Here is a 25,619-nt window from a genome sequence, read left to right as displayed (position 1 = left end):
GATCGCGCCAGCCCTTTGGAGAGGCCGGTGCGGGCCCTCGGATCAGGCGTTGCCCGACGTCTCGAAGTCCGTCGGCGAGGACGGAGCGGTCTCCGCGGCCTGAGCGGCATCGGCCGGACCGCCGATCCGCTCGGCGATCGGTGTCAGGTTCCGCAGCGAAGTGAGGTGCAGATAGACGAGCTCCATCTCGTCCGCCTGCATCAGCTCGGCGAGCTGCTCGGGCGCGAGGGCCTTGAGGCGCTCGCGGTTGACCACGCTGAAGCCCGACAGGGTCGAGCGCTGGCCGCTGCGCAGCGTGAACTGCGCCTGCATCGGCTCCAGCAGGCCGAACTCCTGCAGGCGCTTCACGAACAGCTTGGTGCGCTGGAACTGCACTTGGTAGGCCTGGAGGAAGCCCAGGACGTTCTGCAGGTACTGCGTGCGCTCGCCGTCGGCATCGAACAGACGCTCGCCCCGACCCTCGTCGTTGCAGCCGGAGAATTCCTCATCGACGCAGAGCGTGAAGGTCGCGTCGGCGTCGTTCGCGTTATCGCTGGAGAACACGAAGGGATAGCGGCGCAGGAAGGCCGGAACGTAGGCGCCGGCCCAGGTGCCGGAATCGGAGACGTAGAGATTCTCGTTGTCGCGGATCCCGAGCAGCGCCACCGGGATAATCTCGTCTTCCGCGCCGCCGAAGACGATGGTGTACTCGGCCGCGGCGTTCGGAAACTCGGCCACCATCAGCGGCACGGAGTTGACGCTGCGCGCGAACTCGAACGATGCCCCCGCCTTGACTGACCACGCCCCATGACGCTGACGCGTCACCGGCACGGCACGCTCGTAGATGAGAAGCTGCTTGCTCATTCCGACCCCACATTGCGGCGCTTGTGCGATTCCCGCATCTTCGCCTTCTGATCCATATCAGTACCGCCCCTCGGTTGAGAGGGTTGGTTCCATTTTTCGATTGATCCAGCGTCTCAGAACCTGACTTCGCCGGACAGGCACGGAGGCCCGGCTCACGTTGATCAATCCTGCCGCTCCTGTTTCGAACCCGCAGCCATCGCAAGCAATCGCGAAAACGGTCGTCGCAAAAATTGTCATACGGCTTTGTTCGGGTTCGATCCGGGGGCGAAGCCGAGATCCGTGTGCCGGGAGACGAAAGTTTCTGCCCAGCGATGCCCGCTCTCAACCCTGGCCGAGCACAAGATCGCGACGCCCGTCACGTAAAACCCGCCATATCCATAGGATACCCCAAAACATCCGACGCATCGTCGTCGCCTCCGAAGCCCCTAAATTGACGATAACCTTCGTCAGTTTTTTAGAATCGACCTAGATCGAATGAATAATCTTGCAATTGGCGCATTGATGCGACATCGCGCAACAATCATGAGCCTATTATGATTGGCATTCCGTCTGCGCTGAACGCTCACGTGACCGCCCGTGCAACTTTTGCGGTGGAACTTCGCACTTGAAAAGCCGCCCGCCGGATTTAGCTGTGCCGAAGCATCGGACGAAGCCTGCCAAGCCGGGTCGCCCTTCATGACAGGACGAGAAATACCTCGCTTATAATGAATCATTCACTTTCTATACTGCCAGAAATCTCATCAAAGAAGCTCATCATGCACTAACGCGACCACGGTTCTCGTCCCTGCTTCACCGGTGTCGGCACCCATGGGCGGAAGCGAACAAGCCTGCCGATCGTGTTCTTGGAAGTCGTTTGTCTCGTGGCCTCTCTCCAGCGACTGGATTACCTCACGACCGGACTGCCCCACGAGAGCGCGGCAGAGATCTGGCGGGGCGTCGTCGGCCCCCTGTTCGAGCCGCGGGCTTTCCATCCCGATCAACGCAGCCCGACCGGCTCGGCCAGCGGTGCCGTAATCGGCGACATCATGGTGGCACGGGTCGTGTTCGGGGCGCAGAGCTACCGCCGCGACCGGGATCTCATCGCCCGCACACCGGATCACATCCTCTTCCATCTCTACAATGTCGGTGGTTTCAACGGCCTCATCAGCGGGCAGCAGTCCACGATCTGGTCGTCGCAGGTCGCAATCATCGACCTCGCCCAGGAGGTCGACACGCTCGCGGCCTCGTCGGACACGATCGCGCTGATCGTTCCGCGCGTCTTGCTGCCGGGCCTTGCCGACCGCACGCTGCCGCCGCGGCTCGATCCGGCGCGCAACCGCTTGCTCGCCGCGCATCTGATCGCCCTGCGCGAACGCAGTACGCTCCTTGAGGAACCGGATGTCGCGGAGGTCGTGACGCAAACGCTGGATTTTCTGCGCGTGTTGCTCGACCCCGCGCGCGCCGAGGAGATCACCGAGACACCGGCCCTCGCCGCCAGTCATCTCGCGCTCGCCGAGCAGACGATCCGCACCCATCTTGCTTCGCCGGAACTGTCACCGGAGATGATCGCCAACGAGATCGGCGTGTCGCGCGCGACCCTCTACCGGATGTTCGCTCCCTACGGCGGCATCATGCGCTCGGTTCAGGAGCGGCGGCTGCTGGCAGTCCGGGCCGCCCTCAGCGATCCACTGGAAACGCGCCGCCTCTCCCGGCTCGCGGCCGATTTCGGGTTTCGCGGCAAGGTCCATTTCAGCCGCAGCTTCCGCGCCCAGTTCGGCATCACCGCGAGTGAGTTCCGGGCCGAGCAGGTCGCCCTCGCCCAGAAGGACACGCGGACCGACCTCGACGTCCTTCACGATTGGTGGCCCCGGCTTGGGAACCGCTGACGCGTCGCACCGACAGGAGGCGGCCAGCCTGAAAACACAAGGCGGCGCGTCGGAACGGCGGCATCGCCGCCTCAGGCCGGAGCTCGGCTCCAGGCCCGACGCCGGGGTGCGCGCAACGGCTGCACGCTGTCGGCTTCGAGGCCGAACTTTTCGATGTAGGCCGTGTTGAGGCCCAGGCATTCGCGGGAGGAGCAGACCTCCCGGTGGACGCATTGATAGAAGCCGTTGCGCCCGAACTCCCGCCAGAAATCCGGATCGATGTGCAGTTCGGGCTGGCCGTTGACGAGCGCGTCGCCGAGATCGCCGAGCAGGCATTCCGGAAAGTTCTTCACCTCGACGGCGCGACCGAGCGCGCGGGCCCGAAGGACCGCCTCGCGCAGGTAGGGCAGGACGTCGGCGTGACGCGCGACAAGGCCTTTCTCGTCACGCTCGGACATCGGGAAGTAGACCCAGAACTCCATCTGAGTCAGGCGCTTGAGGTGGGCGAGCCGATCGACCAGTGCGGGCAGCAGGCGGTAGCTGCGTTCGGTCACCACGGTGTTGGTGAGGGTCTCGACGCCCTCCATCGCGTCGAGGGTTTCCAGGCCCCGCAGGGCGCGTTCGAACGAGCCCGGCACCAGGGTGAGGGCATCGTGGCTGGCGGCATCGCTGCCGGCGATCGAGACGAAGAACTCGTCGATTCCAGCCTCCACCAGCCGATGGCAGAAGCTCGGCTGGCCGAGATGCATGCCGTGGGTCTGGATGCGGACATGGTCGAAGCCGCTCGCCCGCGCCCGCCGCGCGAGATCGGGCAGGTCGCGCCGCAGGGTGATCTCGGAACCGGTCAGGATCAGGCCGGTCCAGCGCCGCTCACGGGCGTTGCGGGCGAGGATCTCCTCGAACTGCGCGTCGGATTCCGGCGCGAGCCGGTCCATCGTGCCCTCGATCATGCAGTGGATGCATTTGAGATTGCAGCGGAACTCCATCGTCAGGGAGACGTAAGCCGCGTGGTCGTAGCGTCCCATGGCGTCCCACTGCTTCACAGAAGACCGTAATACGCGCTCTTCGTCACCGTCAGCCGGCCGTCGATGATCGCGTAGTCGATCCCGACATCGAACAGCAGGTGCGACAGGCGCCGCCGCTCGCCACGGACGAAGTCGCGGAGCGCAGGCGGGTAGGCGAGCCGGTCGAGGAAGGCGATCAGTCCGTCGATGCCCACGCGCGAGAAATAGACGCCGTCGCACAGGCGCTTGTTGGCCACGACCACCACGCCGCAGCGCATCAGTTCGGGCCACAGAATCGCGTCGAGATCGAGGCCGGGCAGATCGAGATGGGCCGAGCAGGCGGCCTTGGCCCGGATCGCCTCGCCTTCGCGGGCGGCGTCGAAGAAGCTGTAGAGGTTGTCGAAGACGAGGCCGTCGGCGGTGAGTCCGTAGCTGAGGCCGGACGAGACGCTGCTGCCGGGGTTGCCGACATAGATGTTGAGGCACTCGAGGCTCCGCTCGCCCCGAGCCAGGGCGTCGTCGAGATCGAGCGAGAACATGAAGTAGGGCCGTGCCCCGGCGTAGCGCAGGCCACAGGATGCGAAGGGTGCCAGGATCGCCAGTACGCGCTCGATCGAGACGGTGCGGTCGAGCCGGGCGTAGTCGTAGAAGTAGAACTCCCAGGTCGTGACCCCGTCCCGGAGCTTGGCGCCCCAGACACTGCGGCCGGGGCCGAGACCGTCGCGCAGCGCGTCGCAGAGTGCGAAGAGCCGGGGATCCGCTCCCGCGCAGGCGAGCGAGTGCCAGAGCAGGCTGGCCTGCCGCAGGCGTCCCGCCGTCGGCCCGACCGGCTCATAGTCCCACAGACAGTAATCGGCGTAGCGGTCGCCCGGCGTGGACAGTTCCAGCCGGGCGGGGTCGAGGCCGGTCACGCGCCCGCCTTGCCGGAATAGACGGTGAGGAACGGGTGTCCGTCACGCCCGACGCCGCCGGCGACGTGCCCCAGGGTCTCCTGAAGCCGCTCAACCAGCACCGCCGCCGCGGCCTGCGGCGGGATGCCGAGATCCACGAAGGCTTGGCCGAGCAGAGGTTCCGCCTCGGCCACGCTCAGGCCGCAGGCATAGAGGTTGAGGTCGTAGGACAGGCGCTGACCCGGCTCCTCGCGGGCTTCGAGATAGTGGACGGCACCGCGCCCCCTCTCCCGCGCCAGCCGCAGGATCGCGCGGGCGGTGTCGAGCACCGGGGGGCCGGCCGCGCCCCACGCGCCGGCGATCCGGCTCAGCCGCGCTTCGATCTCCTCGGGACCGCGCACCCATGGCCAGTGGTAGAGGGTGACGACGGGGTGAGGACCGCCCTCGGGCCTCCACTTGTAGGCGCGGTGGACCAGCATCGGTTCCGCTCCGGCCTCGTCCGCGCCGCTCCAGGCCGCATCCGTGCGCGACGACCACTCGACGTAGAGCTTGTAGAGGGCGCCCGACGGGCCGTCCTCGTATCCGAGATGAAGGATGTCCGCATCCGCGATCAGGTCGGCAGCCTCGGCGCGCGCCCGCTCCGGCATTCCGAGCCTCGCGGCGAGGTCGCCGAGGGTCTTGCCCGGCGCCAGGCCGAGGCTGGTGCGGTGCAGGCTGACCAGGAAGCGCTCGGTCTGCATGCCCGCCGGGGTCGCCTTCACCGAGCGCTCGTAGCCGAAGGGCTGGCCGAGACCGGCAACCAGATCGGCGAGGCGCGCGCCCGCGGGCGTCCCGCGCAGGCTCGCCAGGCCAGCGGGCGCTTCCGCCGCCGCGACGCGGATCGCGGCCGCCGCGGCGGGTGCCGGACCGTGCAGTGCCTCGATCAGGCGGGCATGCGGCGCCATGGCCTGCGCGACCCGACCCGATTGCGCGCGGATGCTCGCCAGAAGCCGCGCGACCTCGCGGCCATCGGCGACATCGACCGGGGCGAAGGGCCGGCGGGGCAGGAACTCGGCCCCGGAGAACAGCAGGTAGTGGTCCCCCTCGCCGAACAGCGCCTCTTCGCCCACGGTGACGTGACCGGCCAATTCGTAGAGGTCGAGGCGGTCGGCGAGCCGGTCGGGGATCGTCACGGCACGGGCATTCGCCCAGAACCGATCCGGCCGCCGGCCGAGGACGTAATGCGCGGCCACCGCCTCGGCGGCATCGTCGTGGAAGCGGTTCGCCCGCGCATTGTAGGCCCGGCGGAGGACGTCGCCTCCCTCCGCCTGCCGCGGCAGGTAAGCAAGAATGGCTTCGAGACCGGCCAGGACGAGATCGAGATCGAAGCCGACGAGCGGCTCGACGGCTCCGGCCGCAGCGCCGAGGGCGACGACGTTGCGCTGCCACGGCACGGCGCGACGACCGTAACGCAGCTCCGTATGGGCGAGATCCCCTTCGCCGTCGAAGGCGCGGTGCAGGATCTCCGCCGCGGCATCCGGCGGCGTGGTCCGGCTGTCGTAGACGAAGTGGTGCTCCGTGCGGTCGGCCAGCGGCAGCGACGCCGTCCATCCCTCCGCCCGGCCACGATAGGCGGTGAAGGGCGGCGCCTCGGGCGAGCGCGGCCGGGACAGGCGGACAAGACGGTCGCCGGGGCCGCTGCCGGCATTCCAGGCTTCGCCGAGGGCGGTGCCGATCAGCTGCGAGGCCATGCCGGTACAGTCGAGGAAGAGGTCGCCCTCGACCGTCTGCCCTTCGTCGAGGACGAGGGCGGTGACATCGCCGTAAAGGTCGCGCTCGATCCCGTGGACGCGACCGGTCACCGCGCGCACGCCCTCGGCAAGCGCCAGATCGCGCAGGAAGCGGACGAGGGCGGTCCGGTCGAGGTGATAGCCGTACTCGCCGGACTCGGTGAGCGAGGATCGCTCCGCCTCCGAGCGGGGGCCGCGTCCGGCGGCCGCCATCAGCGCCTGAGGCGCGTAGTCCGAATAGCGTCCGGCTTCCTCGGCGCCCGCGCCGCGAAGCTTCATCCAGTAATGGAACAGGTCGCGGCCGGCGATCCTCGGGCCACAGGCACCGAAGGGGTGCCAGTGCCCCTCTCCTTCGGCGAACCAGTCGTCGTAGCGGCTGGCGAGCCGGTAGGTCGCCGCGCAGCGGCGCATGAAGATCGCCTCGTCGATGTCGAACCCGTTGAGGAAGCGGGTGAAGGACGGGCGCGTCGCCAGGGCGACGGGCGGGCCCGCTGCCGGGGCGGCCCCGACGAGGGTCACGCTCCAGCCGGCCCGGCGCAGGACGCGCTTGAGATAGAAAGCGGCCATCCAGCCGGCGGGGCCACCGCCGGCGACGACCAGGCGCGGTGGCGCGGAGCGTTCGGACCTGAACATCGGGTTGTCGGCTCCGCAGGCGTCGCCCCTCACGCCGTCGGCGCGGCCGCGAGGGTGACGTGGAGGTGGGGTTGGAGGTTGGATTCGATGGCCGCGAGATGCTCGGCGAGCGTGCCGGCCCCGAGGATCAAGTCGGCCGCCGGCCTCACCCGCTCGCGCTGCAGCGCGTAGGTCGGGTGAAGCAGGGTATCGTAGCGACCGAGATAGGCATCGAGCGCGGCGAGGAATCTGGGGGTAGCCGAGGGGTCGCGCTGCGCCTCGCCGGTGAAGCTGCGCAGCTTGCGCGCCAGCGCGCGATCCAGCGGCAGGTCGAGCCAGACCAGATGGTCGATCTGCGTCCCCGTGCCGGGATGGTCCCGGCCGAGAAGGGTGTCGAGAACGATGGCCGGGCGCGCCCCGCGCCGGGCCAGGCGCAGCGTGCCGCCGCGCTCCCGGTCCGGCACCGGCTCGCCGCGCCGCAGTCGCGCCAGGTCCTCGGCAAGTCCCGGAACGGGCACCGCATCAAGGGGCGCACCATCCGCGAGCCACGCCGCCACCTGCTCCGGCGGCCAGCCGGTGATGGTTTCGTAGGCATCGTAGGACAGGACGGGTGCACCGCCGAGCCGCTCCGCCAGGGCGCGGGACAGGGTTGTCTTCCCGCTGCCTGGCGGGCCGGTCACCGCGACGACGAAGGGCGCGATCACGGCGCACCGCCGGGCTTGCGTGCCTCGATGAGGTGGAACGGCGTCTCCAGCGCGAGGCTGCGGATGCGGCACGCGACGAAGCCGAGGGCCGCCAGCGCCTCGGCATAGAAGTCGGCCTCGCGGAAGAAGGGTTGGAACACGAGGTCGGCCGATTGGACATATCCGGGCGCGCGCGCGTGCAGACGCATCGGCGCCCGCTCGTAGATCACGAGGCGACCGCCCGGTGTCAGGGCATGACCGGCGCGCGCGAGCAGGGCGCGAGCTTCCTCTGCCGGCCAATCGTGCAGGACCGACTTGAAGGTGACGAGGTCGTGGCCTTCCGGCAGCGGATCGCGCCGCATGTCGCCGGCCTGGAACGTGACGCGAGCACCCTCCGGCCGGCCCGCGAGGTTCTCGCGGCCGAGCGCGCAGACGACGGGCAGGTCGAACACCGTCGCGGTCAGGGCCGGGGCGCGGCGGCAGGCCTGGGCGGCAAACTCGCCGCTATTGCCGCCGAGATCGAGCAGGCGCCGATGGCGTCCGGGCTCGATCCGGTCGAGGCAGGGACCGGCCTCGTAGCGGGTGAGGCAGGTGGTGTAGGTGACCCAGCGCCGGGTGGCGTCGAGGTTCTCGGGCGTGACCTCGAAGCAGCGGTCGTACCGGAACAGCTCGAAGGTGCGCGAGGCCGCCATGAAGGCCGGCAGATCCGCGACGAAGGCGGGGAAGTGCCGGCGCAGATCCTCGGACGCGGCGGCGGCGAAGGCGAGCTTCGCCTCGATCAGGTCGCGGCAGGGCAGCACGGCACGGAACGCCGCGCTCAGGGCGATCCGGCCCGCTGCCGGCTCCGCCGCGATGCCGGCACCGACGAGGAGACCGAAAAGGCAGGCGGAGCGCGGCGGATCGAGGCGGAACGCGTCGGCGAGTTCCGCCGCCGCCATGTCCGAGCGGCGAGCGAGACGGTCGATCAGACCGGAGGCGAGGGCGAAGGTGAGAGCCTGTGCGGCGGCCTCGCTTTCGAGGAAGCGGTCCACGAACGGAAAATCCGGATCCGGCACCTCGAACGCCTGCCGTCCTTCGATCGGCATCAGCATGAAGCCGGATGCGCGCAGCCGAGAGACGCCCGATGACAGCTCGGCCGTGAAGGAAGCCTTGAATTGAGACGCTGGGTCAACTCAATCTTCTTCGTGGCCATTGCCGCCGCCACATTCCATTCGTGATCGAATCGCACAAACCGTGCAATAGCTCCTATCGCCCTGTGTGCCATAAATGCAAGGCGACTTGGTTTCGCTCAGCTCATAAGGCAAGCCGCCGTTCAAGGGCGGCTTTATTCGTGCAATGTCTTGACGAGGACTTAGACGCCGCGATCGGCCTCGGCATGGTAGCGATGCGGAACGGTCCAGGGTGACGTCGCGCGGTGATGCGCGCAGATGAGGGGACAGTCGTGAGCGAGAGCAGCAAGCCCGAGGCCGCCGATCAGGTGCGTGCGATCGAGTGGCGTGAGGACAGCATGTCGACGCAGTTCGCCAATGTCGTGAACGTGCAGGGCACCCGCGAGCAGGTGGATCTGTTCTTCGGCACCAACCGGACCTGGAATCTCGCCGCGACCGACAACGTGGTGGTCGATCTCTCGAACCGCGTGATCCTCACGCCGCTCGCGGCCAAGCGCCTCCACTCCGTCCTCGGCGGCGTCCTGGCCGAGTACGAGAACCGGCACGGGCGCCTCGACCTCGACGCTTGATCGTCCTGTCCCGCCGCCGCGTCCGACAGCACGGCGGCGAGACCCTTCCCAAGCAAGACCCTGAGCGCCATCAGTCAAGGAATCCGGGGGCCATGAGCGAGCCTTTGGCGGTGGAGAACGCCTCCACGTCGGGCCTGTCCGCAGCGGGCTCGACCGCGCGCCTGTCCCTGCTGGAGCCGGCCCTGTGGCAGGTGCTCCGAACCGCCCAGACGCTTCAGGCGGCGGCGGAGGCGTGGCTCACGCTCCAGGCGCCGATGCTCGGCGCGCCACGGGCCTGCGTCCTGCTTCCGGGCACCTCGGTCGGACTCGCCCCGCTCGCCGTGTTCCCGGCCCAGTCCGAGTGCGAGGCCGGCCTGCGCGAGACGGCCGAGGCCGCCTTGCGCGAGAACCGCCCGGTCGTGCAGGCGATGGCGGAGACCGGCCCCCTCCCCGGCGCACCGCCGCAGGTCTCCGGCGCGTGGATCGCGCTGCCGCTGGCCCTCGACGAGGCCTGCTTCGCCGTCGCCGCCTTCGCCCTCGACAGCCTCGACAAGGACGATCTGCGCGCCGCCATCCGTCAGGTGCAGTGGGGCAGCGCATGGCTCGTCGCCAAGCAGGCCGAGCTGATCGGGCGAGGCGAGCGCCGGACGCTGGCCCGCTCGCGCTCCGTCCTCGATCTGCTTGCCGGGGTGCTGGAGCAATCGCGCTACTCCGCCGCCTGCACCGCCGCGGTGACGGATCTCGCCATCGCCTTTTCCTGCCAGCGGGCGGCGATCGGCTTCGTGCGGCGCGGAAGCACCCGGATCACCGCGATCTCGCACTCGGCCCAGTTCGGCCGCGAGATGAACCTCGTGCGCCGCCTCGGCGCCTGCATGAACGAGGCGATCGACCAGCGCAGCCTGATCCTGTTCCCGCCGCCGGAGAACGAGGCCACCGTCACGACGGCGCATGCCGATCTCGCCCGCCTGCAATATGGCGGCCGGGTGTTGACCGTGCCGATGCTGGTTGACGACCGCTTCGTCGGCGCGATCACCCTCGAGCGCCCCGCCGACCAGCCGTTCAGCCTGGAGACGGTCGAGCAGGTGAGCGCCTGCGCCGCGGCCATCGGCCCGGTGCTGGAAGACAAGCGGCAGAACGACCGCTGGCTCGTGCTGAAGGCCACCGACGCGGTGATGAACGGCGCGCGGCTGGTCTTCGGCCCGAACAAGACCGGGCTCAAGCTCGGCCTCGCCGCCGCGCTCTCCGCGGTCCTGGCGCTGTCGGTGATCCAGACCGATTACCGCGTGACCGCCGATGCCCGCGTCGAGGGCCTCGTGCGCCGCTCCGTGGTCGCCTCCTACGACGGCTACCTCAAGATCGCCGGGCATCGCGCCGGCGACACGGTGCGCAAGGGCGACCTCCTCGCCGCCCTGGAGGACCGCGACCTCGCCCTGGAGCGCCTGCGCTGGGTCACCGAGCGTCAGCAGCGTACCTACGAATACGACAAGGCGCTGGCCACGCGGCAGCCGGCCACGATCAACGTGGTGAAGAGCCAGATCGATCAGGCCGACGCGCAGATCCGCCTGCTCGACGAGCAGATCGCCCGCTCGAAGTTCACCGCGCCCTTCGACGGGCTGATCGTCTCCGGCGACCTCTCGCAATCCATCGGCGGCGCCGTCAGCCGGGGGCAGGTGTTGTTCGAGATCGCGCCGCTCGACAGCTACCGCGTCGTGCTCAGCGTGGACGAGCGGGTGATCGCCGACCTGCACGAGGGGCAGACCGGGCACATGCTCGCGACCTCCCTGCCCGATCAGCCCCAGGCGCTCACGATCCAGACCATCACCCCGGTGGCGGAGGCCAGGAACGGCCGCAACCTGTTCCGCGTCGAGGGCCGGATCGCCGACGGCGCCACCCGGCTGCGGCCGGGCATGGAGGGCATCGCCAAGGTCGATGTCGATCGGCGGCTGCTCGCCTGGATCTGGGCCCGGCCGGTCGTCGACTGGCTGCGCCTAGCGGTCTGGCACTGGTGGCCGTGAGGGGATCGAGGCGTGTCCCAATCCCTGTTCAGCCAATCCTGGTACCGGGTCGCGAATTTGCGCCCGCGGCTGCGCCGCCACGCCGAGATCCACCGGCAGAGCTTCCGCGGCGAAGTCTGGTACGTCCTGCAGGATCACCAGACCGGGCGCTTCCACCGCCTCTCGCCCGCCGCCAACCTGATCCTTTGCATGATGGACGGGCGCCGCACCCTGCAGGAGGTGTGGGAGGCCGCCGCCCGCCGCAACGAGGATGACCCGCCGACACAGGACGACACGATCCGCCTGATCTCGCAGCTCCACGGCTCGGACCTGCTCCAGGGCGATCTGCCGCCGGATCTCGCCGAACTGGCCGAGCGCTCGGAATCGACCGCGCGCCGCACCCTGATCGCCCGGGTCAAGAACCCGCTCGCCGTGCGCTTCCCGCTGTTCGACCCCGACCCGCTGCTCGACCGGCTGGCGCCGTTCTTCCGGCCACTCTTCTCGGTCTGGGGGTTCGCGGTCTGGCTCGCGGTGGTGATCGCCGGCCTCGTCGTGGCCGCCCTGCACGCGGGCGAGCTGACAGGCGACGTCGCGGGCCAGATGCTCTCGGCGCAGAACGTCGCGCTGATGATGTGCCTCTACCCCATCATCAAGGCCCTGCACGAGGCCGGGCACGCCTGCGCCGCCAAGGCCTGGGGCGGCGAGGTGCACGAGGTCGGCGTCATGCTGCTCGTGCTGTTCCCGGCGCCCTACGTCGATGCCTCGACCTCGGCCGCCTTCCCGAGCAAGTGGCAGCGGATGATGGTGGCGGCCGCCGGCATCTTCGTCGAGCTGTTCCTGGCGGGGCTGGCCGCCATCGTGTGGGCCACGGCCGAGCCGGGGCTGGTGCGAGCGGCCGCCTTCAACGTGATGGTGATCGGCAGCGTCTCGACGCTGCTGTTCAACGGCAACCCGCTCTTGCGCTTCGACGGCTACTACATCTTCGCCGACCTGATCGAGATTCCCAACCTCGGCTCGCGCGCCAACCGCTACGTCTTCTACCTCGTCGAGCGCTACCTGCTGAAAATCGAGGACGCGAAGAGCCCGGTCACCGCGGCGGGCGAGCGGCCCTGGCTCCTCGTCTACGCGGTCGCCGCCTTCATCTACCGGACCATCGTCTCGATCGGCATCGCGGCCTTTATCGCCACCCAGTACTTCGTGTTCGGCGTGCTGCTGGCCGGGCTCGCGCTGTTCGGCACGATCGTCGCGCCCCTGATGAAGGGGCTGAAATTCGTCCTGACGGACCCGAAGCTGAGCCGGCGCCGGGGCCGGGCGATCACGCTCACGAGCGCCGCCGTCGGCGCGGCCTTCGCGCTGCTGTTTATCGTCCCCCTGCCCTACACCACGATGGCTCAGGGCGTCGTCTGGGCTCCCGATGACACCCAGATCCGGACCCAGACCGACGGCGTCCTCACCACGCTGCTAGTGGAGCCCGGCCGCGACGCCCAGGCCGGCGAGGCCCTGGCCACGCTGGAGGATCCGAGCCTCGACAGCCGCGTCGCGGTGCTGGAGGCGCAACTCGTCGAACTGCGCCTGCGCTACGACGCCGCCCGGCTCGGCGACCGGGTCCAGGCGCAGATCCTTCAGGAGCAGATCGCGAGCACGCAGGAGATCCTGCGGGTCTACCGCGAGCGGCAGGCCGGCCTCGTCGTGCGGGCGGCCCAGGCCGGGCGTCTGATCGTGCCCGGCGCCGTCGACCTGCCGGGGCGCTACCTGCGCCGGGGCGAGCGCATCGGCTACGTGCTCACCGCCGACGACCCCGTGGTGCGGGTGGTGGTGCCGCAGACCGACGTGGACCTGATCCGCAGCCGGACGCAGGGCGTCGCCGCGCGGCTCGCCGAGCGGCCCGAGGAGGTGCGCGACGGCGCGATCCTGCGGGAGGTGCCGGGGGCGCAGCAGGAGATCCCGAGCCTCGCCCTCGCGACACAGGGCGGCGGCACCATCGCGGTCGATGCCAGCAACCCGCAGAAGCCGGTGGCGCTCCAGAGCATCTTCGTCTTCGACGTTCAGCTCGCCGGCGGCATCCCCTTCAACGTGCTCGGCGAGCGGGTCTATGTCCGGTTCGATCACGGGGCGGAGCCGATCGCGTGGCGCGTGCTGCGCAGCCTGCGTCAGGTCTTCCTGAGCCAGTTCCGTGTCTGATCCCCTCGCCCTCCCCGCGGGCCCGCTCCCCGCCGGTCCGGCCTTCCGCCTGCCGTCGGCGCGGGCCTATTCCGAGCACAAGCCGCTCAAGGCGACACGCCTCGATCAGGCTGCGGCGAAGGTCATCGGGCTGGCTCGGGTGGGCCTCGCAGGCTGGGCGAGCCGCCGCTACGCGCGCATCGCTCGCAACGCCCTGGCGCAGGCCGAGACGGTGGCGGAGTTGTCCGAGGAAGCGCTGCAGTTCCGAATCCGGGCGGTCACGTCGACCCTGCGCGCCCAAAAAACCTTTCGCGATCCCGACATCACCGAAGCCTTCGCCCTGATCCGCGAAATGTCGGGCCGGGTGAAGGGGCAGCGCCATTACGGCGTGCAGATGATGGGCGCCGCCGCCCTCCTCGACGGGCGCATCGCCCAGATGGCCACCGGCGAGGGCAAGACCCTGACGGCGACGCTCGCCGCCGGCGCGGCGGCCCTGGCCGGCCTGCCCGTCCATGTCGTCACGGTCAACGACTACCTCGCCGAGCGCGATGCCGAGGAGATGCGGCCGCTCTATGCGGCGCTCGGCCTCACCGTCGGCGTCATCAAGGAGAAGCAGGAGCAGCCGGAGCGGGCGTTAGCCTACGGCTGCAACATCACCTACTGCACCAACAAGGACCTCGCCTTCGATTACCTGCGCGACCGCATCGCGCTCGGCCAGCGCGCCAGCGACGTGCGGCTCAAGCTCGAAAACATGCATGCAGGCGCAAGCCGGCTCGCACAACTGCGCCTGCGCGGCCTGCACTTCGCCATCGTCGACGAGGCCGACAGCGTGCTGATCGACGAGGCGCGCACGCCGCTCATCATCTCGGCCCCGGCCGGCTCGCAATTCGGCACCGAAGTTCTCGCCCGCGCCATGGAGATCGCCGGAGAACTGTCGAGCCCGCAGCACTACGCGATCGAGGCGGCGGAGCACCGGATCGTCCTTACCGAGCCCGGCCGCGAACGGATCGCCGCGCTCGCCAAGAGCGATGCGCGGAGCGAGGACTCCGCCTGGCGCGGGCGCGTCACCCGCGAAGGGCTGGTGCGGCAGGCGCTCTCGGCCCTGCACCTGTTCCACCGCGACGAGAACTACATCCTGCGCGATGGCAAGGTGGTGATCGTGGACGCCAATACCGGCCGGGTGATGCCGGACCGGAGCTGGAGCGACGGCCTGCACCAGATGGTCGAGCACAAGGAAGGCTGCGCGCTCTCCGGCGCCCGCGCGACGCTGGCGCGCATGACCTATCAGCGCTTCTTCCGCCGCTATCCGCGCCTCGCCGGCATGACCGGCACCACCCGCGGCGTCGCCGCCGAGTTCTGGACGGTCTACCGTCTGCCGGTGGCGCGTATCCCGACGCACCGGCCGGTGCAGCGGCGCCACCTCCCCGACGAGGTGCTACCCGACGAGGGGGCGAAGTGGCGGCGGGTGACCGAGCGCATCGCCGAGCTGCACGCGCGCGGCTGCCCGGTTCTGGTGGGTACGCGCTCAGTGGCGGCCTCGGCGCGGGCCAGCGCCTATCTCACGGAGGCCGGACTGCCGCACACGGTGCTGTCCGCCGCCCAGGACGGTCAGGAGGCGGCCATCGTAGCGCAAGCCGGGCAGCGCGGCCGCATCACCGTCGCGACGAACATGGCCGGGCGCGGCACCGACATCAAGCTCGGCCCCGGCATCGCTGAACTCGGCGGCCTGCACGTCATCATGGTCGAGCGCCAGGACGCGCGGCGCATCGACGATCAGCTCGCCGGCCGCAGCGGGCGCCAGGGCGAGCCGGGCTGCTTCCAGGCGATCCTCTCCCTCGACGATCCGCTGATGGAAAGCGGCCCTATCGGACGCGGACCTGCCCGACGCATTATGGCGCTGCTCGGTCCGGCACGTGGCCGCGCCTTCGGCGCGCGTCTTCTGCGCCACGCGCAGTTGCGCACCGAGCGGCTGCACGGACGCATGCGCGCCGACCTGCTGCATTCGGACCAGATGCAGGACCGGATCCTGGCCTTTGCCGGCCACGCTGAATGAGGATTGTTTCGCGATGACCTTTCAGGCCGGAATGCGGCGAGCCCGGATCTGCGCGGCACTCGCGGCCCTTTGCCTCTGCGCCTCCGCGGCGCGGGCCGAGGCGACCCGCGTCGATTGCGTCGTGGAGCCGGCGCAGAAGCTCAAGATCGGCTCGGCCACGCTCGGCATCCTCAAGAGTGTGCCGGTCAATCGCGGCGCCACGGTGAAGGCCGGCGACATCATCGCCCGGCTCGATTCGAGCGTGGAGGAGGCCAATGTCGCCTTGTCGCGGGCGCAGTCGGAATCGACGGCGAGCATCGAGGCGCAGCAGACCCGCATCGAACTCTACAAGCGCCGCCTCGACCGCCAGAACCAGCTCTCGAAGGGCATCGTCACCCAGGAGAAGCTCGATCAGGTCGAGGCCGATTACGAGATCGGCCGGCGCGACCTTCAGACCGAGATCTTGAAGCACAAGCTCGCCGGGATCGAACTGCAGCGGGCCGAGGCGCAGCTCGAATTGCGAATGATCCGCAGCCCGATCCGCGGCATCGTCACCGAGCGGCTGATGTCGGCCGGCGAGTTCGTGCGTCAGGACAGCGCGATCTTCACCTTGGTCCAGCTCGATCCGCTCTACGTCGAGGCCTACCTGCCGGTCTCCCGCTGGAAGGAGGTCGCGCTCGGAATGCCGGCCACCGTCGAGCTCGACCAGCCGATCGGCGGCACCTACGTGGCCAAGGTCAGCGTGGTCGATCAAGTCTTCGACGCGGCGAGCGGCACCTTCGGCGTGCGCCTCGAACTGCCGAATCCCGACTTCAAGCTGCCCGGCGGCCAGCGCTGCAAGGTCGCCTTCCCTCTGGCGGCGGCCGGTCCGCTCGCCACCGCGCAGCCGTCTGAGGCTCGATAGGGCCATCTTCTCAGACAAGCCGGGAACCGCCTTACGGGGCGATCCTCGCGCGCAAGCCGGCTTCGAGGCGGGGACCCTCCGCCCGACGCGATGGACCTTTGCCCGTCGGCAACGTATTGCGCTGCACGATGGAGCGGACAGCGACACGGATGCTGACGGTGGGGCTCGCGGCGCTCGGCGCCACCGTGCCGCCCGCCGATGCGGGCAGCGCACGGGCGCAAGACGCGGGTGCTTCCGCGGGCAGTACAATCGCGTCGGGCCGGGAGGCGCAGGATGGGACCGAGGCGCGCGCCTTGATCGAGACACTGAGCGCCCGCCTGCTCGCCGCGCCGAGCGCCACCGCCGTCCTCGAAGCCTGGTGCGCCGAGCGTGGGCTCAGCCCCGATCCGCGGGTCATCGCCGTGCGCGTCCCCGGACCGGACAAGCCCGTCGGGGCGGCCCGGCGCGAGCGGCTCGCCGTCGGCCCGGACGAACCGGTGCGCTATCGCCGGGTGCGGCTCACCTGTGGCAGCCACGTGCTGTCGGAGGCCGACAACTGGTATGTGCCCTCACGCCTGACGCCTGACATGAACGCGGCCCTGGACGGCACGCAGGCCCCCTTCGGCCACGTGGTGCGCCCGCTCGGCCCGAGCCGGCGCAACCGGTCGCTGACAATGCTGTGGCGGCCCGAGACCGACGGCCTGCCGGGGCCCGGCGAGCCGCTGTTCTCCGTCGAGGCGGTGCTGACGGCCGGCGGCGTGCCGTTCTGCGAGGTCGCCGAGACCTATACCGGCGCGGTGCTCATCCAGGGCGAGCGCTGATCGGAACAGGCCGACAGCACGCTGTCCCACCCGTCGTCGCGAGGCGAAGCCGAAGCGATCCAGGGCGCGACCTTGCCGGAGAGATCGGCGCGCTGGACTGCTTCGGCTTCGCCTCGCAATGACGAGAGCGAGGCGTGTCGATCAAAAATCCTGATCGGGCCGCCGGCCCTCGCGGGCGAGCCGCAGCAGGTTCTGGCCGTACTTGGTCTTGGCGAACAATTCGCCCCGCGCCTGCAGCTGCTCGCGGCCGATGAAGCCCTGAAGGTAGGCGATCTCTTCGAGACAGGCGACCTGAAGTCCCTGCCGGTGCTGCAGCACCCGCACGAACTCGCCTGCCTCCAGCAGGTTGTCGTGCGTGCCGGTGTCGAGCCACGCGTAGCCGCGGCTCATCCGCTCGACATGAAGCTGACCGCGTTCGAGATAGGCCTGATTGACGGAGGTGATCTCGAGTTCGCCCCGCTCCGACGGCTTCACCTCGGCAGCGATGTCGAGCACCGCATTGTCGTAGAAGTATAGGCCCGTCACAGCCCAGGGGCTCTCCGGCGTCTTGGGCTTCTCCACCAGCCGGATCGGGCGACCGCTCTCGTCGAGGGTGACGACGCCGTAGGCCTCCGGTTGATCGACATGGTAGGCGAACACCGTCGCCCCGGTCTTGCGGGCGCGGGCCTTGGCCAGCAGGTCGCTCATGCCATTGCCGAAGAACAGGTTGTCGCCCAGCACCAGCGCCACATCATCCGAGCCGACGAAGTCGCGGCCGATGAGGAAGGCCTGGGCCAGACCCTCGGGCCGCGGCTGCACCGCGTAGGAGAAGGCCAGCCCAAACTGCTCGCCGGTGCCGAGCAGGCGCTGGTAGTTGCCGAGGTGCTCAGGGCTCGAGATGATCAGGATCTCGCGAATGCCGGCCAGCATCAGCACCGAGATCGGATAGTAGATCATCGGCTTGTCGTAGACCGGCAGCAGCTGCTTGTTGATCGCCAGCGTGGCCGGGTGGAGCCTTGTGCCGGAACCGCCGGCGAGCACGATGCCCTTCATACGAACACGTCCTGGTCAGTTGGAGCGAACCGGCCCGACCAGCCGGTCGAGGATGTCGTCGAGCGCCGCCTCCCAGGGCCGGGGCGCGAGGCCGTAGGCGTCGGTCAGGCTCTGGGTCGAGAGGCGGGAATTGGCCGGGCGCCGCGCTGGCGTCGGGTAGGCGGCGGTCGGGATGCCCTCGACCGGAACGCTGCGCCCGCCGCGCCGGGCCGAGCCCGCGACGATGGCGCGGGCGAAGTCACACCACGTGGTCGCGCCGTCGTTGACGCAGTGGAAGGTGCCGATGGGCGCGGCCTCGTCATCGGCCATCCGCAGTGCAATGGTGGCGAGCGCGCTCGCGAGGTCGGCGGCCGAGGTCGGGCAGCCGTGTTGGTCGTCCACGACGGTGAGCCGGTCCCGCTCGCCCGAGAGCCGCAGCATCGTCTTGACGAAGTTGCCCCGGTGCGGGCTCACCACCCAGGCGGTGCGCACGATCGCGTGGCGCGGGTTGACCGAGCGCACCGCCATCTCGCCGGCCGCCTTGCTGGCGCCGTAGACGCTTTGCGGGTTCACCGGCGCATCGGGCGCGTAGAAGCCCTCGCCTGAGCCGTCGAACACGTAGTCGGTCGAGACATGGACGAGCGGGATTGTCCGCCGCTTCGTCTCGGCGGCGAGGAGGGCCGGGGCGAGCGCGTTGAGGCGCCACGCGGCGGCGACCTCGCTCTCGGCCTTGTCCACCGCGGTGTAGGCCGCCGTGTTGATCACCGCCGCGTAGGCACGCGCGTCGAGCGCGGCCGCCACAGTTGCCTCGTCGGTGATGTCGAGGCTCGACCGGTCGGGGGCGTGGACCCGCACGCCCTCGGGCCAGGACAGGGCCTGAAGCTCCGTGCCGACCTGTCCGGCCCCGCCGAGGATCAGGATGTCCATCAGGCTCACGCGCTCTTGCCCGCTAGACCGAGGCGCTCGCCGGAATAGCGGCCCTCGCGGATCGGGCGCCACCACGCCTCGTTGTCGAGATACCAGCGCACGGTCTCTTCCAGCGCCTCCTCGAACACCTTGGTCGGCCGCCAGCCGACTTCACGCTCGGCCTTGGACGGGTCGATGGCGTAGCGCCGGTCGTGGCCGGGCCGGTCGGCCACGAAGGTGATCAGGCGCTCGTGCGGGCCGTTCTCGGGCCGGAGCCGGTCGAAGGCGGCGCAGAGCGCCTTTACCACCTCGAGGTTGTTGCGGACCGAGCGCCCGCCGAGCAGGTAGGTCTCGCCGATGCGCCCGCGCTCCAGCACCGCGACGAGGCCGCGGGCATGGTCCTCGACATGGATCCAGTCGCGCTCGTTCAGGCCGTCGCCGTAGACCGGCAGCTTCTTGCCCTCCAGCGCCGCCAGGATCATCAGCGGGATCAGTTTTTCCGGGAAGTGGCGCGGCCCGTAATTGTTCGAGCAGTTCGTCACCAGCACCGGCAGGCCGTAGGTCTCGTGCCAAGCGCGGGCGAGGTGGTCGGAGGCCGCTTTCGAGGCCGAGTAGGGCGAGCGCGGATCGTAGCGGCTCTCTTCGGTGAAGAACGCGTCCGGCGGCAGCGAGCCGTAGACCTCGTCGGTCGAGACGTGGAGGAAGCGGAAGTTTTGCTTCGCCTCGCCGGACAGGCTGTCCCAGTGGGTGCGGGCGCCGTCGAGCATCACCTGGGTGCCGATCACGTTGGTGCGCACGAAGGCGCCTGGATCGGTGATCGAGCGATCGACATGGCTCTCGGCGGCCAGGTGCATCACCGCATCGGGCTTGAACGCGGCGTAGAGCGCGTGGACGCGGGCCGGATCGCAGATGTCGGCCTGCTCCAGGCGGTGGCGCGGATCGTCCGCCAGCGGCTGCAGCGAGATCGGGTTGGCGGCATAGGTCAGGGCGTCGAGGGTGAGCACCTCGTGGCCGAGATCCTGCACCAGATGCAGCACGAGCGCCGAGCCGATGAAGCCGCAGCCGCCCGTCACCAGAATGCGCATCGATCCCCACTCCGTCCGATTCCCGTCCGCGAGACGGACAAGGGCCGCGCTCGATCGCGGCTCAGCCAACTTGAGGTCGAGCTCAATCTGCCCGACCCGATACTCACAAGACCTTGAATCAGAACATGCTTCCGAGATCGGCCAAGAGCGGCGCAGCCTTGTCCTTGCCCGAGAGGATCGCGTCGGCTTCCGCCACCGGCCACGCGATGCCGATGGCCGGGTCGTTCCAGCGCAGGCTCCGGTCGTCGGCCGGGCTGTAATAGGCGTCGACCTTGTAGGCGACCATGGTGTTCGCCTCCAGGGTGCAGAAGCCATGGGCGAAGCCGGCGGGCACGAAGAGCTGCTCCCCGCCCTCCGCGTCGAGCCGCACGGCGACGTGCCTGCCGTAGGTCGGGGAGTCGGAGCGGAGATCGACGGCGACGTCGAGGATCGCACCGGCCAGCACCCGGATCAGCTTGGCCTGGGCATTGGGCGCCACCTGGAAATGCAGGCCGCGGATCGTGCCGGCGGGTGCGGAGAAGGACTGGTTGTCCTGGACGAAGGCGTTGGCGATGCCGCGCTCAGCCAGCAGGTCGGCGCGGTAGACCTCCGAGAACCAGCCGCGCTCGTCGCCGTGGCGCTTCGGGATCACCCGCTTCACCGCTGGGATCTCGGTCTCGATCACCTGCATCCGCCGCTCCTGACTCGCCCGTGCCGACTCGCTCAGGGCGTAGGACGCGCGAAGGCGGCGAAGTCAAGACCGCGGCAACCAACCCCGCCCATCCCGCTTCTTGCGAAACCCCGGCCGCCTGACTACCGCTGTCGCGAGCCGGCGGCCACGGCCGGCAGGGAGGAAGCCTAAATGACGATGCCTCGTGCCGACCGGTCACGCCATCCGACGATGCGCATGGCCGCCTTCGGGCTCCTCCTCCTGACATCCGGCGGAAGCGCCCTGGCACAGAAGGCTCCCGACCTGTCCGGACTGTGGCAAACCGAGACGGCGGGTTCGACCGTGCGCATTGCTCGCTGCGGCAGCGGCTATTGCGGGACGATCGCGGCGACGGCCGGCACCGGCGTCGATGCGCAGAATCCCGATCCCGCGCTTCGCACGCGCAAGCTCGTCGGCGTGCAGATCATGCAGGCCGGCACGCCGAGCGGCGCGGGTTTCGAGGGCAGCCTCTATAATCCGAACGACGGCAAGACCTATGCGGGCAGCATCACCCCGAAGGGCCCCGACACGGTCGAGGTCGCGGGCTGCGTGCTCAGCGTTCTGTGCAAGCGGCAGACTTGGCGGCGGATCCGGTAGCCGGATCTGCCTTCACCGGCTCAGTGATCCGCGCTTCTCGGCGCGGATTCCGCCGCGACGTCGTCGAGGGCCGCCTTCTCGGCCGGCGGCTCGGCGCTGGCGACGGCCTTGGGCTCCAGCAGCGGCTGCAGGCGGGCGGCGAGTTGCTTGTCGAGGTGGCGGGCATAGGCGCCCTTGAAGTACCGGGCGCCGGTGCCTTGGCCGTAGATGCGGTCATGCGCCACCGCCATGCGATCGACCTCAGGGCGGCATAGGAAGCCGGTCACCCCGGCGGCCTCGTACCAGCGCCCGTCTCGAGCCAGCCGCATGGCCTTGGGATTGGCGATCACCGTCTCGGCAAAGCAGGCCGTCGCCGCCTCTTCGAGCGGCGCCAGAATCGCGTGCGGCGAGCCGGGAACATGCTGCCGGGCCGGGCGCGCTTCGGCCGCGGGACTGAGCAGGACGAAGGCGAGACCGAGAAACGGCAAAGCTCTCATCACAGCGGTCATGGGGGCGCCTCGAACGGGTGTCGAACGCCGCCAGTGTTCGCGGAAGATCGCGCCGGATCTAGGGCGAAAACAGCTCTGCCATGACGCAGCGCGGAACGAAAACGGCGTTGTCGCTTGGCCGCCACAGACCGAATGGCCTAGCTTCTCGGTAACCGCCCTGAGGCGCGATCAGCCGCGTCGCATGGCGCTCCAGCTTCCGCTGCAGCTGATCGGGCCGTCGCCGAGGGTCGACCAGCGGCCGGCTCCGGTGCCGTTGGCGGAGAGCCGCCCGGAGACCTGTGCCGCATTGCCGCTGCGGGAGATGGTGCCGCGCACGGCGCCGTTGGCCGCGACACGACCGCTGATATCGACCTCGCCACCGCCGTAGACGGCCTGCCCGCGCTGGATCTGGACACCGTAGCGGTAGGCGCGGTCACAGGGACCGTCGAGGGTGACCACTTCGATGCTCCAGCGGCCGTCGTAACGGTGCGGCACCGCGACCTTCCGCTTGGCCGCCTCCGCTGTCCCGACGCCCACCAGGGCGATGGCGAAAGTGGCGACGGCGAAAATCGGCAGGCGCATGGGTTTTCAATCCGGCTGTGGGTGTCGTCCCGTTTCAGGCGGAAGATTGTCTCGCCCCCCGCAGTGTCAAGGTTGCTCACGCCGCCTTGAGCCTCAGCCCTGCACCCGCTCGGCGGCCTCCTGCAGCAGCGCCAACAGTTCGCAGCCAGCGAACAGGAAGCCGTGAACGCCCGCTTGGCGCAGGGCTTCCGCCTCGGCCGGCTTGCCGGCAAGGTAGATCGTCCCGGCACCGGCCGCCGTCAGCGCTTCGGCCGCGGGCACGCCCTCGGCCTGGTAGACGGCGTCGGAGGAGCACAGGCAGGCGAGCCGTGCTCCCGACGCCTTGAAGGCCTCGGCCAGGGCTTGCGTGTCGGAGAAGCCGTCATTGCCGATGGCTTCGATGCCGCCCGCGGCGAAGGCGTTGGCGGCGAAGGTCGAGCGGGCGTTGTGAACCGCCACGGGGCCGAGATTGGCCAGGAATACCGCCGGGCGCCGGCCCGTCCGCGCCAGGATCGCGTCGGACGCGTCGCGTAGGGCCTCGTAGGGCTCGGCGAGGCGTCGCGAGGGCAAGGCCTTCTCCGGCCGGGCGGCCTCCCTCGGCGCCACATCGAGCACCGCCACCGGCTTCTCGGCGAGGAAGGGGAACTCGCTGGCGCCGGTCAGCGGCTCCTTGCGGGTCGCCACCGCTCTCGCCCGCGCCTGCGCCACCGCCGCGATCCGTCCCGCGAAAGCGCCGGATTCGAGGCTTTTCGCGATGCCGCCCTCGCGCTCGATCTCCTGGAACGCAGCCCAGGCTTTCTCGGTCAGTTCGGCGGTGAGCGCCTCGAAGCCGCCCGCGCCGGCCGCCGGATCGGAAACCTTAGCGAGGTTCGATTCCTCGATCAGCACGATCTGGCTGTTGCGCACCACGCGCCGGGCGAAGGCATCGGGCAGGCCGAGCGCCAGCGTATAGGGCAAAGCGGTGACCGAATCGGCCCCGCCGAGGCCGGCGGAGGCCGAGGCCATCGCCGTGCGCAGGATGTTCACGAAGGGGTCGCGGCGGGTCATCATCCGCCACGCGGTCTCGGCCAGCACCCGTAATGGCTTCGGCTCAAGACCACAGGCCTGTTCGACCCGGGCCCAGAGCCGGCGGATCGCGCGAAACTTGGCGATGGTCAGGAATTCGTCGGCATCCGCCACGAGGAGAACGGAGATCGCGTCGCGCGTGCGCTCAAGATCGTGGCCGCCGGCCTCCAGCGCCCGCAGATAGGCGACCGCGGTCGCGAGCACGGCGGCGAGTTCCTGCACCTCGCTCGCGCCGGCCTCGTGGTAGGGCCGGGCATCGGCGAGCGCCACGCGTCCGCGGTAACCGGCAAACGCGGTGACGGTCTCGGAAAGGCGCGCCGCCCAGCCCTGTTCGAGCCGGCCGGTGGCGGCGTAGGCGCCGAGGGGGTCCAGGCCGAGATCGAGGTCGAGGGTGGCGGGATCGTCGCCGCGGCGCTCGACCAATTGCTTGAGAAGCGCCGCCGTCTCGAAGCCGGCCGGGCCCGCGTCGAGCCTCAGAGCGATGAGCGGCAACATCACGCCCTTCAGCGCGGCATCGAGCGTATCGACGGAAGAAAGATCGAGGCCGAAGCCGCGGGCGGCCGGCGCGTCGCGACCGACGAGCACCAGCGCATCGGCGCCGCCTTCGAGGTCGGTGAGCGCCTGCGCCGCGGCCTTCTCGGCGTCGGGATGGTCGATGCGTTGCGCCAGCCGCCAGGGGCCGGGTGCCCGCACCGGCTGCGCCACCGAAGCGGCCGGCTCGTAGAGCGGCTCGATGCGCAGGCCGTCGGCGGTCTTCGAGACGAGGCGCTTCTCGAAATCGGCCCCCTTCAGCGCGGCCTCGACGGCCTGGCGCCAGCGCTCGCGGGTCGCGGGCTCGAACAACTCGGCGAGCGGACGATCTTCCATCTGGGACGAGACCTTAGACGTTCGGCGTTTCCCGACCGCTTCTTGAGAGAGCGGCGACTTGGCCGCAAGCCCTCGCACGGGGCGCGGGCAAACGACAACCGACTTTAGTCCGAGATGCCGTCGCCGCCTCGTTCAAAATCCTGCTGGCTCAGCCAAAAATAATCAGTCCGGCAAAGCCCAGCGAGCCGACGATGATGCGCCACCACGCGAACAGCCAGAAGCCGTGGCGGGAGACGTAATCGAGCACCGTGCGCACCACGATCAGGGCCGAGATGAAGGCCGCGACGAAGCCGATGACGATCAGCAGCGCGTCGTTGGAAGAGAGATTCTTGTAGTTGTCGAGCAGGTCCTTGGCGAAGGCGCCGGCCATGGTCGGCATGGCGAGGTAGAACGAGAACTCGGTGGCCGAGCGCTTGCTCGCGCCCATCAGCATCGCTCCGACGATGGTGGCGCCGGAGCGCGAGACGCCGGGGATCATCGCCACGCACTGGAACAGGCCGATCTTCAGCGCCATCGGCAGGCTGAAATCGAACACGTCGGTCTTGCGCGGATGCTCGGTCGGCCCGTCGCCAGACCCGCCATTCGTCGCCGTCTTCGGCTCGCCGACCGTGTCGTCGATGACGAGGAGCACGAGGCCGCCGGCCACCAGCGTGGCGCAGACGATCCACGGATTGAACAGGTAGAACTTGATGTATTTCGAGAACAGGCCGCCGACGATCGCCGCGGGCAGGAAGGCGATGAGGATGGCGAGCACGAAGCGGCGCGCTCGCGGATCCTGCGGCAGCGCCGTGGCGATGCTCCACAGCCGGCCGAAATAGACGAACAGGATCGCCAGGATCGCGCCCAATTGGATCAGCACCTCGAAGGTGTTGTTGGGCGAGTGGAAGCCGATGAAGTGGCCGATGAGAAGCTGGTGCCCGGTCGAGGAGACCGGGATGAACTCGGTGGCGCCCTCCACCACGGCGAGCACGAGCGCCTTCGCGATCAGGACGAGATCCATGAGCCTGCTTTTCCCCACGCCGGTGTCCCGGCACTGCGAGAGCGGGGCAGACGACGGCGATGCGGCAGCTTTGCGGCGGCAGGGTTGACGGGCGGTTACCGGGTCGCGGCGGGTTTGTTA

Annotated in this window: 22 protein-coding genes; 8 read left to right on the top strand and 14 right to left on the bottom strand. The window is 69.5% G+C overall.

What is annotated here, in order from left to right; all coding sequences use genetic code 11:
- Nucleotides 1-42: 42 nt before the first annotated feature.
- Nucleotides 43-843 (bottom strand): SapC family protein, encoded by an 801-nt coding sequence (locus LPC10_RS12180; protein WP_231346898.1) that lies wholly within the window; start codon nucleotides 841-843, stop codon nucleotides 43-45.
- A gap of 860 nt (nucleotides 844-1,703) precedes the next feature.
- On the opposite strand from LPC10_RS12180, the gene LPC10_RS12175 reads away from it, so the two are divergent.
- On the top strand, nucleotides 1,704-2,708 hold the full coding sequence (locus LPC10_RS12175; RefSeq protein WP_231346897.1) for a helix-turn-helix domain-containing protein: 1,005 nt from the start codon (nucleotides 1,704-1,706) through the stop codon (nucleotides 2,706-2,708).
- 71 nt (nucleotides 2,709-2,779) lie between these two features.
- Here LPC10_RS12175 and LPC10_RS12170 read toward each other — a convergent pair whose 3' ends face one another.
- The 5 genes from LPC10_RS12170 to LPC10_RS12150 are packed head-to-tail and all read right to left on the bottom strand — an operon-like array spanning nucleotide 2,780 to nucleotide 8,730.
- Entirely contained in the window at nucleotides 2,780-3,712 is a 933-nt protein-coding gene (locus LPC10_RS12170; RefSeq protein WP_231346896.1) for a radical SAM protein, read from the bottom strand.
- Between the two features lie 14 nt (nucleotides 3,713-3,726).
- Nucleotides 3,727-4,602, bottom strand: a complete 876-nt coding sequence (locus tag LPC10_RS12165) for a hypothetical protein (protein WP_231346895.1) — start codon at nucleotides 4,600-4,602, stop codon at nucleotides 3,727-3,729.
- On the bottom strand, nucleotides 4,599-6,983 hold the full coding sequence (locus tag LPC10_RS12160) for a tryptophan 7-halogenase (protein ID WP_231346894.1): 2,385 nt from the start codon (nucleotides 6,981-6,983) through the stop codon (nucleotides 4,599-4,601). The genes LPC10_RS12165 and LPC10_RS12160 overlap by 4 nt, the downstream gene beginning before the upstream one ends.
- Before the next feature lie 29 nt (nucleotides 6,984-7,012).
- A complete protein-coding gene (locus tag LPC10_RS12155; RefSeq protein WP_231346893.1) occupies nucleotides 7,013-7,666 on the bottom strand; it encodes an AAA family ATPase in 654 nt (217 codons plus the stop codon).
- Nucleotides 7,663-8,730, bottom strand: a complete 1,068-nt coding sequence (locus LPC10_RS12150) for a methyltransferase (RefSeq protein ID WP_231346892.1) — start codon at nucleotides 8,728-8,730, stop codon at nucleotides 7,663-7,665. Before LPC10_RS12150 ends, LPC10_RS12155 begins: the two co-directional genes overlap by 4 nt.
- Nucleotides 8,731-9,086: 356 nt before the next feature.
- Between LPC10_RS12150 and LPC10_RS12145 the strand changes: the two genes are divergently transcribed.
- The 6 genes from LPC10_RS12145 (at nucleotide 9,087) to LPC10_RS12120 (ending at nucleotide 17,252) form a co-directional block, all read left to right on the top strand.
- The gene (locus LPC10_RS12145) at nucleotides 9,087-9,383 is read left to right on the top strand and encodes a DUF3467 domain-containing protein (protein ID WP_231346891.1); all 297 of its coding nucleotides are present in this window, start codon (nucleotides 9,087-9,089) and stop codon (nucleotides 9,381-9,383) included.
- 92 nt (nucleotides 9,384-9,475) lie between these two features.
- Nucleotides 9,476-11,377: an HlyD family efflux transporter periplasmic adaptor subunit gene (locus tag LPC10_RS12140; RefSeq protein WP_231346890.1), complete on the top strand. Its 1,902-nt coding sequence runs from the start codon at nucleotides 9,476-9,478 to the stop codon at nucleotides 11,375-11,377.
- A 12-nt stretch (nucleotides 11,378-11,389) separates the two neighbouring features.
- Nucleotides 11,390-13,537: a PqqD family peptide modification chaperone gene (locus LPC10_RS12135; protein WP_231346889.1), complete on the top strand. Its 2,148-nt coding sequence runs from the start codon at nucleotides 11,390-11,392 to the stop codon at nucleotides 13,535-13,537.
- Nucleotides 13,530-15,569, top strand: a complete 2,040-nt coding sequence (locus LPC10_RS12130; protein ID WP_231346888.1) for a preprotein translocase subunit SecA — start codon at nucleotides 13,530-13,532, stop codon at nucleotides 15,567-15,569. Before LPC10_RS12135 ends, LPC10_RS12130 begins: the two co-directional genes overlap by 8 nt.
- A gap of 13 nt (nucleotides 15,570-15,582) precedes the next feature.
- Complete coding sequence (locus tag LPC10_RS12125; protein WP_231346887.1) at nucleotides 15,583-16,452, top strand: efflux RND transporter periplasmic adaptor subunit; 870 nt, start codon at nucleotides 15,583-15,585, stop codon at nucleotides 16,450-16,452.
- 149 nt (nucleotides 16,453-16,601) lie between these two features.
- The gene (locus tag LPC10_RS12120) at nucleotides 16,602-17,252 is read left to right on the top strand and encodes a hypothetical protein (RefSeq protein ID WP_231346886.1); all 651 of its coding nucleotides are present in this window, start codon (nucleotides 16,602-16,604) and stop codon (nucleotides 17,250-17,252) included.
- A 141-nt stretch (nucleotides 17,253-17,393) separates the two neighbouring features.
- Here LPC10_RS12120 and rfbA read toward each other — a convergent pair whose 3' ends face one another.
- From rfbA to rfbC, 4 genes are all read right to left on the bottom strand, one after another.
- The gene (rfbA, locus tag LPC10_RS12115) at nucleotides 17,394-18,284 is read right to left on the bottom strand and encodes a glucose-1-phosphate thymidylyltransferase RfbA (RefSeq protein ID WP_231346885.1); all 891 of its coding nucleotides are present in this window, start codon (nucleotides 18,282-18,284) and stop codon (nucleotides 17,394-17,396) included.
- A gap of 15 nt (nucleotides 18,285-18,299) precedes the next feature.
- A complete protein-coding gene (gene rfbD / locus LPC10_RS12110) occupies nucleotides 18,300-19,190 on the bottom strand; it encodes a dTDP-4-dehydrorhamnose reductase (protein ID WP_231346884.1) in 891 nt (296 codons plus the stop codon).
- A gap of 5 nt (nucleotides 19,191-19,195) precedes the next feature.
- On the bottom strand, nucleotides 19,196-20,254 hold the full coding sequence (rfbB, locus tag LPC10_RS12105; RefSeq protein ID WP_231346883.1) for a dTDP-glucose 4,6-dehydratase: 1,059 nt from the start codon (nucleotides 20,252-20,254) through the stop codon (nucleotides 19,196-19,198).
- A 118-nt stretch (nucleotides 20,255-20,372) separates the two neighbouring features.
- Nucleotides 20,373-20,924: a dTDP-4-dehydrorhamnose 3,5-epimerase gene (gene rfbC / locus LPC10_RS12100; protein ID WP_231346882.1), complete on the bottom strand. Its 552-nt coding sequence runs from the start codon at nucleotides 20,922-20,924 to the stop codon at nucleotides 20,373-20,375.
- A 171-nt stretch (nucleotides 20,925-21,095) separates the two neighbouring features.
- On the opposite strand from rfbC, the gene LPC10_RS12095 reads away from it, so the two are divergent.
- Entirely contained in the window at nucleotides 21,096-21,539 is a 444-nt protein-coding gene (locus LPC10_RS12095; protein ID WP_231346881.1) for a DUF2147 domain-containing protein, read from the top strand.
- A 20-nt stretch (nucleotides 21,540-21,559) separates the two neighbouring features.
- Here LPC10_RS12095 and LPC10_RS12090 read toward each other — a convergent pair whose 3' ends face one another.
- The 4 genes from LPC10_RS12090 to LPC10_RS12075 form a co-directional block, all read right to left on the bottom strand.
- Nucleotides 21,560-22,027 (bottom strand): hypothetical protein, encoded by a 468-nt coding sequence (locus LPC10_RS12090; protein ID WP_231346880.1) that lies wholly within the window; start codon nucleotides 22,025-22,027, stop codon nucleotides 21,560-21,562.
- A gap of 168 nt (nucleotides 22,028-22,195) precedes the next feature.
- On the bottom strand, nucleotides 22,196-22,588 hold the full coding sequence (locus LPC10_RS12085; protein ID WP_231346879.1) for a hypothetical protein: 393 nt from the start codon (nucleotides 22,586-22,588) through the stop codon (nucleotides 22,196-22,198).
- Between the two features lie 93 nt (nucleotides 22,589-22,681).
- Entirely contained in the window at nucleotides 22,682-24,499 is a 1,818-nt protein-coding gene (locus LPC10_RS12080; RefSeq protein WP_231346878.1) for a methylmalonyl-CoA mutase subunit beta, read from the bottom strand.
- A gap of 148 nt (nucleotides 24,500-24,647) precedes the next feature.
- Entirely contained in the window at nucleotides 24,648-25,499 is an 852-nt protein-coding gene (locus LPC10_RS12075; protein WP_231346877.1) for an undecaprenyl-diphosphate phosphatase, read from the bottom strand.
- Nucleotides 25,500-25,619 lie beyond the last annotated feature (120 nt).

Origin of the sequence: Methylorubrum sp. B1-46 (genome assembly GCF_021117295.1) — a bacterium.
Taxonomy (GTDB): Bacteria; Pseudomonadota; Alphaproteobacteria; order Rhizobiales; family Beijerinckiaceae; genus Methylobacterium.
This window is presented reverse-complemented; position numbering and strand designations above follow the sequence as displayed.